The 458-nt window shown below is 57.4% G+C and carries 1 protein-coding gene; it reads right to left on the bottom strand.

The window, feature by feature from the left end; genetic code table 11:
* Positions 1 to 458: preprotein translocase subunit SecA (locus B2W52_RS11765; protein WP_476738533.1), on the bottom strand; the 458-nt coding region annotated here is incomplete at both ends.

The raw sequence follows: 458 nt of genomic DNA, 5'->3' as shown, positions 1-458 counted from the left end.
TCGGCCTGAATCTTGACGCCCTCTTTGGCCTCAACGGCCTGGTGCAGACCTTCACTCCAGCGACGACCCGGCATGGTACGACCGGTATGCTCGTCGACGATGACCACCTGGCCGCCCTGGACGATATAATCCACGTCTTTCTGGAACAGGTGGTGGGCCCGCAATGCTGAGTGCACATGGTGCAACAGGCTGAGGTTGGCGGCGGAATAGAGGCTCTCACCTTCCTTCAGAAGGCCACGCTCAAGGAGAAGCTCTTCAACCTTCTCGTGACCGCTTTCTGTCAGCTCAACCTGGCGGGATTTCTCATCGATGGTGAAGTCACCGGTCGGCTCTCCTTCCTCAGGCACTTCGCCCTTTTCGAGGTTGGGGATCAGTTCATTGATGGCCTGATAAAGCTTTGAACTGTCCTCGGCTGCCCCGGAGATAATCAGCGGCGTTCTGGCTTCGTCGATCAGGAT

Origin of the sequence: Marinobacter sp. UBA2498 (genome assembly GCF_002341575.1) — a bacterium.
GTDB lineage: Bacteria > Pseudomonadota > Gammaproteobacteria > Pseudomonadales > Oleiphilaceae > Marinobacter > Marinobacter manganoxydans.
Note: the sequence above shows the minus strand (reverse complement) of the source record. Positions and strands in the feature narration are given on the sequence as shown.